This is a genomic window from Streptomyces anandii JCM 4720, assembly GCF_014650655.1.
Lineage (GTDB): Bacteria > Actinomycetota > Actinomycetes > Streptomycetales > Streptomycetaceae > Streptomyces > Streptomyces anandii.
In genome coordinates this window covers 107,734-114,906 of sequence record NZ_BMVJ01000020.1, presented here as the reverse complement: position 1 = coordinate 114,906, position 7,173 = coordinate 107,734, and the positions used below count along the sequence as shown (strand labels likewise).

Annotated in this window: 4 protein-coding genes; 1 reads left to right on the top strand and 3 read right to left on the bottom strand. The window is 72.6% G+C overall.

The genetic code is table 11. From position 1 onward, the window contains the following. The 3 genes from IE249_RS28660 to IE249_RS28650 all read right to left on the bottom strand — a co-directional run. Window positions 1-682 (bottom strand): AMP-binding protein (locus tag IE249_RS28660; RefSeq protein ID WP_189709333.1); only part of this gene is annotated, 682 nt, incomplete at its 3' end. A gap of 19 nt (window positions 683-701) precedes the next feature. Beyond that, entirely contained in the window at window positions 702-3,878 is a 3,177-nt protein-coding gene (locus tag IE249_RS28655; protein ID WP_189709331.1) for a non-ribosomal peptide synthetase, read from the bottom strand. Next, entirely contained in the window at window positions 3,875-5,200 is a 1,326-nt protein-coding gene (locus tag IE249_RS28650; RefSeq protein ID WP_189709329.1) for an ATP-grasp domain-containing protein, read from the bottom strand. Before IE249_RS28650 ends, IE249_RS28655 begins: the two co-directional genes overlap by 4 nt. Window positions 5,201-5,384: 184 nt before the next feature. On the opposite strand from IE249_RS28650, the gene asnB reads away from it, so the two are divergent. Further along, window positions 5,385-7,173: asparagine synthase (glutamine-hydrolyzing) (asnB, locus tag IE249_RS28645; RefSeq protein WP_189709327.1), on the top strand; the 1,789-nt coding region annotated here is incomplete at its 3' end.

The window sequence follows — 7,173 nt, the reverse complement described above, 5'->3', positions numbered from 1 at the left end:
AGTCGCGCAGCGCCGCGTCGAAGGAGAGCGAGGCCGCGATCTGGCCGACCCGGTCGGCGGGCCCGAAGCCATAGGCCTCCTGCTCCCAGCCGACGTAGTGCGACAGCGCGCCGTGCCAGCCGAGCACACCCTTGGGGCGGCCGGTGGTGCCGGAGGTGAAGAAGACATAGGCGGCGTCCTGCGCGTCGACCGCGGGCAGTTCGCTCTCCGCAGCCGCCGCGAGGGCCGCGAAGGGGCGGGTGCGCTCCGGTGCGAGCGGGGGCACGTCGCCGGTGGTGACGACCAGTTCGGCCGCCGCGGCGGCGAGCAGGTCGCGGGCCCGGCTCTCGGGCAGGGCCGCGTCGAGGAGCAGCACGACGGCGCGGGCCCGCATCACGCCCAGCACCGCAGCGACCGTCTCGAAGCCGCGGCCGCCGTGCACCGCCACCACCCGGCCGGGCTCGACCCCCTCGCCGCGCAGGCCCGAGGCCACCCGGCGGGCCGTCGTGGCGAGCGTCGCGTAGTCCCAGCTGAGCTCGCCGCGGCGCAGTGCCGTCCGAGTGGGGTGCTCGGCCGCCTGCCGCTCGACGAGTTCGGTGACGGGCGGCGGTACGGGGGCGGTGAGCGGGGCCGCGGCCTCCTCCCGGGTGGGGGGCGTGGTCGTGGCCGACCAGCTGCGGTTGTCGGTGTTGCTGCCACTCATGACGCGGCGTGCCTCCAGTTCAGGGGGTGCTGCTCAGCAGCGAGTAGTCGTGTATGTACGCGTCCGGGTCGGCGAGGGCCTGGTCGAGCAGGCCGGCCAGCTGGGCCGCGAAGGTGGCCGCCTGCTGCGGGTCGAGCACGTCGAGGGCGTGGACCAGCCGGGTGGGCAGCGGCGCCTGGAGCGAGCGCACCTCCAGCTTCAGCGCGTAGTGCGTGCGCGGGCTCGGCACCTCGGCGATCTCGGCCCGCAGCCCCGCGCGCTCGGCCCGCCAGGGCGGGGTGTTCTGCACCACCAGCAGCGCCTGCAGCAGCGGCGAGAGTCCCGGCGCGACGCGTTCGCCGGCGAGCGGCCGGTACATGCGCTCCACCGGCACCATGCCGTGGGTCTGCGCGGCCGCCGCGGTGGCGGCGACCTGCCGGACCAGGCCCAGGAACGTCAGGTCCTCGTCCGGGCGGACCCGCAGCGGCAGGGTGTTGATGAAGCACCCCACCAGCGGCTCGACGTCGACGTCCGTACGGTTCGCCAGCGGGGCGGCGACGATCAGGTCCTCCTGCTGGGACAGCCTGCCCAGCAGGGTCGCGTAGCCGGCCAGCAGCACGCTGAAGGCCGTCGTGGCGTGACGCGCGCAGAACGCGGCCAGCCGCTCGGCGAACCCGTCGGCCCACGTCACCTCCACCGTCCCGGCCGGCAGGCTCAGCGCGGGCGGTCGCTGCCCCGCGCCGGCCAGACGGGGCAGCGGCGGCAGGTCGCGCAGCTGCCCGGCCCAGTGGTCCAGCGCCGCGTCGGGCACCGCCCGGCGCGCCTCCCAGGCGGCGTAGTCCGCGTACTGCACCGCGAGGGGTTCCGGTATGGCGGGGTCGGCGCCGGTCTCGGCGGCCCACAGGGCGCAGAAGTCCTCGGCGATCACCGACCAGGACCAGCCGTCGGTGACGATGTGGTGCAGGGCCAGGACGAGGAAGTGGTCGTCGTCGGCGAACTCGACGAGCGCCGCGCGCACCAGGGGGCCGTGGGCCGCGTCGAACGGCTCGGCACCGACCTGGAGAGTCAACTCCACGGCGGCCGCGGCACGTCGGCCTTCGGGCAGGCCGCGCCGGTCGACCCGGGGAACGTCGAGTCGGACGCCGTCCTCGATCACCGGGGCGGGCCTGCCGTCGAAGTCGGGGAACGACGTGCGCAGCACCTCGTGGCGGTCGAGCAGCCGGTGCAGCACCCGCACGAGCGTGATGTGGTCGGCCGGGCCGGTCAGGCGCAGCCCGCCGTGGATGGTCATCGCGATGTCGTCGGGGTCCGCGCGCTGCAGCAGCCACATGCGCAACTGGGAGGAGGACAGCGGAAGTCGGCCGTCCCTGGAGACGGGGTCGATCCGGTCGCGCTCACAGGCGCCGGACGCGCGCGCCTTGGTCACCGCGTCCAGCAGCGCGTCGTAGTGGGCCCGGGCGAGGAAGTCGCTGATGTCGAGCTCGACGTCGAACTCCCGGCGCGCGGCGGACACCAGCCGCACCGCGAGCAGCGAGGTGCCCCCCGCCTCGAAGAATCCGTGGGTGTCGGGATCGCTCCCCAAAACGTCCCGCCACAGCCGCCGCAGCCGAGCGTCCGGTGTCACCGCTCCGGCGCCGGAGCCGCCGGCGCCGTCCCCCGTGTACGCCTCGGCGCCGTCACCGGTGGCCGCCGCCGGCTCCGTGTCCGATCCAGGGGCGGGCCAGGGCAGCGCCTTGCGGTCGGTCTTGCCGTGGCGGCTGAGGGGGAACTCCTGGACGGGGACGAGCGCGCTGGGGACGTACGCGGCGGGCAGGGTCCGCGCGAGGGCGGCCCGTACCGCGGGGGCGTCCGCGGCGGTGAGCCGGCCCGTGGTCCAGGCCACCAGCAGCGGGCGGCCGTCGGCGTCCTGCCGCAGCCCCACCACCGCCTGGTCGATCAACTCCAGCCGTTCCAGGGCGGTCTCCACCTCGCCCGCCTCGATCCGGACTCCGCCGAGCTTGATCTGGTGGTCGATCCGCCCGTGGTAGTCGAAGGCCCCGTCGGGACGGACGGACGCCAGATCGCCGGTGCGGTACATACGGGTGCCGGGCCGGCCGGTGAACGGGTCGGGCACGAAGGCCGTCCGCTCGGCCTCGGGCCGGTTGAGGTATCCGCGGGCCACGGCGACCCCGCCGATGCACAACTCCCCCGTGCCGCCGGGCGCCACGGGACGCAGTTCGGGGTCGACGACGTACAGCGAGACACCGTCGACGGGGTGCCCGATGGGGACCTGGCCCGTCGTCTGGCCGGGGTCGCAGCGCCAGTGCGTCACGTCGATCGCGGCCTCGGTGGGCCCGTAGAGGTTGTGCAGCTCCACACCGGGCAGCCGCTCGAAGAACCGCTGCTGGGTGCGGAGCCGGAGCTCCTCGCCACTCACCAGGACGCGGCGCAGGGTGGCCGTGTGCGCGTGCGGCACCTCGTGCAGGAACTCCTCCAGCATGCTCGGCACGAAGTGCAGCACGGTGACGGAGTACTCGTGGATCGCGCGCAGCAGATAGCGCGGGTCGCGATGGCCGCCGGGGCGGGCGAAGGCCAGCCGGGCGCCGGTGATCAGCGGCCAGAAGAACTCCCAGACCGACACGTCGAAGGTGTACGGGGTCTTCTGCAGGACCGTGTCGCCGGGACCGATGGGCAGCGCCCGCTGCATCCACTCCAGGCGGTTGCGGATCGCCGCGTGCTCGGTGAGCACGCCCTTGGGCAGGCCGGTGGAGCCGGAGGTATACAGGACGTAGGCGAGGTTGTGCTCGTGCGCCGCGCCGGCCGGCCCGGCGGCCGGCGCCTCGGGGCAGTCGGCGATGTCGAGCACCGGGGCGCCCCAGGGCTGGGCCGGCGCGGCGGTGTCGGCGTCGGCGAGCACCGCCACCGCACCGGAGTCGCGCACCAGCAGCCGCTGCCGCTCGGCGGGGTCGTCCAAGGCGAGCGGCAGATACGCGGCGCCCGCCCGCACCACGGCGAGCACCGCTACGGCGAGGTCGGCCGAGCGCGGCAGGCACAGCGCGACGACCGTGTCCGGGCCCGCCCCGCGAGCGCGCAGCGCGGCGGCCACCGCGGAGGCACGGCGGTCCAGTTCGGCGTAGGTCAGCGAGGTGTCGTCGCACACCACGGCCACCGCGTCGGGAGTGCGCGCGCACTGCTGGGTCACGAGCCCGTCAAGGGTCGTCGGCGTACCGTCGCTCATGCCGGGCGCCGCTCCCGCTTCGGGCGGGCGTAGCCGAGCCGGTGCGACTGGTCGATCTCGCCGACCAGCGCGCGGTGCTCGTCCTGTTCGGCCGAGGTGTCGAAGTCCTTGGGTTCCACCACGAACTGGATGCGGCCGGCGAGGTCCCTGGCGAGGGCCTCGGCCTCGTCGGTGGTGTCGGCGTGCACGACGACGTAGCCGGCCCGGTCCAGGGACCAGCGCAGCGGCGGAACCTCGCGCCCGACGGGGAAGTTGACGTGCAGTTCGAGCACCTGCTCGTGGGCGCGGACCTCCTCGGCGCCGCCGACCTCCTTGACCACACCGCGCTCGGCGGCGAAGAAGTGCACCGAGGAAGCGCCCTTCGCCGCGGGGCGGGCGGGCAGTTCGGGCATCAGGCCCAGCGCCCATTCCAGGGCCGACCGCTCCAGGCCGAGGCCGTAGACGGACTGGACCATGGTGTTGAGGCGGTCGCCGCCGCGCCGGTTGTGCCCCTCGACGATGCGCGGTCCGGCGGGCGTCAGTTTGACCTCGACGTGGGAGAGCCCCTCGGAAAGGCCGACGCAGTCGAGGAATTCGGCGACCAGAGCGGTCACCTCCGCCTCGACCTCCGGAGAAATACGGGAGGGCAGGCAGTGGCCGAATTCCACGAAATCCGGACCGAGAATCTTGTCGCAGATCGCCACCGGGACGTACCGGCCGTGGAAGGAGATTCCGTCGACGCTGATCTCGGGGCCTTCGAGGAATTCCTCCATGAGGAAGGTCTCCAGGCCGACGCCGGTGAGTCCTTCGTGGACGCGGTCGAGGTCGTCGGCGGATTCCGCCTTGAAAATGCCCAGGCTCGCCGAACCCGCGACCGGCTTGGCGATGAAGGGGTATCCGGCCGCGGCGCCGAAGGCGGCCAGGTCCTCGCGGGACGTGCCGAGTTCGGCCCGCACCGTGCTGACGCCCGCCTCGGCGAGGTGCCGGCGCATCGCCCACTTGTCGGTCAGCAGCGTCACCGTCGCGTGCGGGACGCCCGGCAGCCCGAGCGCGTCCACCAGGCGGGCGGCGGGCAGCAGCGCCTCCTCGAAGACGGTCACCACGGCGTCCAGGGGCCGCACCGCGTGCAGCGCGGACACCAGCTCCACGAGGCGGTCGGTGTCCTGGTAGTCGAGGACGAGCGCGGTGACCTGTGCGGCAAGGTCGGCCGGCAGCGCCCGGTACTCCTCCGGGGTCTGTACGGCGAGAATCTCCACCTCGGCGTCCAGGGAAAGGGCGTCGCGCAGAAAAGCCCCCCTCGCTCCTACCAGGCACAGACGCTTCTTGGGATCCACTGACTCCACGCTTCCGCTCCGTTTCTCGTGGGACCAGGGCAGTATCTCCCACCACGTTCCCGAATGAATCCCGGACAGATACCCATCGATACCTTCAATTCTTTCGCTGATCCGGCTTGTTCGGCTGCGGAACAGGGTGTTAGGTTCGGCGTCGCTGTCAATTTCTGGAAATTCCTGGGGGTGAGGTTCGCCGATGTGCGGCCTTTTCGGATTCGTCGGCGGAGGAGACCCCTCCCCCCTTCTCGAAGAACGGCTCCGGTCCATGCACCGGCCGATCCGGCATCGCGGCCCGGACTCCTTCGGCCGGCACGTGGAGCCCGGTGTCGCCTTCGGGTTCGCGCGGCTGGCCATCAACGACCTCGACGGCGGACAGCAGCCGATGTACAGCGAGGACGGCCGCGTCGTCGCGATGACCACCGGCGAGATCTACAACCAGCGCGAGCTGCGCGCCGAACTCGTCGCCAAGGGGCACGTGTTCAAGAGTTCCTGCGACACCGAAGTCGTACCGCACCTGTACGAGGAGTACGGCCCCGACTTCGTCACCCGCCTCGACGGGCAGTTCGCCGTGGTCCTGTACGACCGTCGCGAGCGCCTCTTCCTCGGCGCCCGGGACCACTTCGGCGTGACCCCGCTCTTCTACACGCACACCGGCGACCTGCTGGTCTTCGGCTCGGAGATCAAGGCGATCCTCGAACACCCCGCCGTCGAGCGCGCCGTCGACCCGGTCGGCCTCGACCAGGTCTTCACACTGCCGGGCCTGGTCAGCCCCCGCACCATGTTCCAGGGCGTGCGCAGCGTCCCGCCCGGCACCGTGGTCGTCCAGCGCCAGGGTGAGCAGCCGCGGGAGAGGCGCTACTGGGACCTGGTCTACCCACGTGCCGACGCCGAGCTGGAGCGGCACAGCGACGCCCACTACGCCCGGCGCCTGGAGGAACTGCTCGTCGCCTCGGTCGAGAAGCGGCTGCAGTCCGATGTCGGCGTCGGCCTGTACCTGAGCGGCGGCCTCGACTCCTCGCTGGTCGGCGCCATCATGCGGCGGCTGATGCCGCAGGAGCAGATCCTGTCCTTCTCCGCGGCCTTCCCCGAGCGGGAGCTGTCGGAGGCCGGCCACCAGCGGACCATGAGCCGCTTCCTGCGCACCGAGCACCACGAGCGCTTCATTCACGGCGACGAGATCAGCGAGCGCCTGCCCGACGTGATCCGGCACACCGAGTGCCCGCTGAAGGAGTCCTTCGACGCGGCGGCGATGGCCCTGTCGGAGACCGTCAACGAGATGGGCATGCGGGTGGTGCTCACCGGCCAGGGCGCCGACGAGTTCTTCGGCGGGTACATCGGCTACCGCTTCGACCAGGTCCGCGGCGGCCGGGCGGCCGGCTTCGACCAGGACGCGCTGCGCGAGGCGGAGCTGCGGGCCCGGGTGTGGGGCGACGAGAACTTCTTCTACGAGGGCGACGACGTGGCCTTCCGCACCACCAAGCGCCGCCTGTACGCACCGGGCCTGCTGGCCGACCATCCCGACATCGACTGCCTGGAGCACCCCCTGCTGGACCGGGAGCGCCTGGCCGGACTGCACCCGCTGCACCGCCGCTCCTACATCGACCTCAAGGTGCGGCTCGCCGACCACCTGCTGGGCGACCACGGCGACCGGATGGCCTTCGCCAACTCCGTCGAGTCCCGGCACCCGTTCCTCGACCGCGAGCTGGTGGAGTTCCTCACCACCGTCCCACCGGACCTCAAGGTCCGCGGCCTGGAGGAGAAGTACCTGCTCAAGCAGGTCGCGCGGGAGTGGATCCCGGAAGAGATCGTCGACCGCGAGAAGTTCGGCTTCACCGCGCCCGGCAGCCCCTATTTGCTGCGGCAGCGCGACGAACGCATCACCTCGCTGCTGGACCCGGAACGGATCCGCGCCGACGGCTACTTCGACGCCGACGAGGTGTCCCGGCTCACCGAGGCCTACGCCCGGCCGGGATTCAGGATCAACG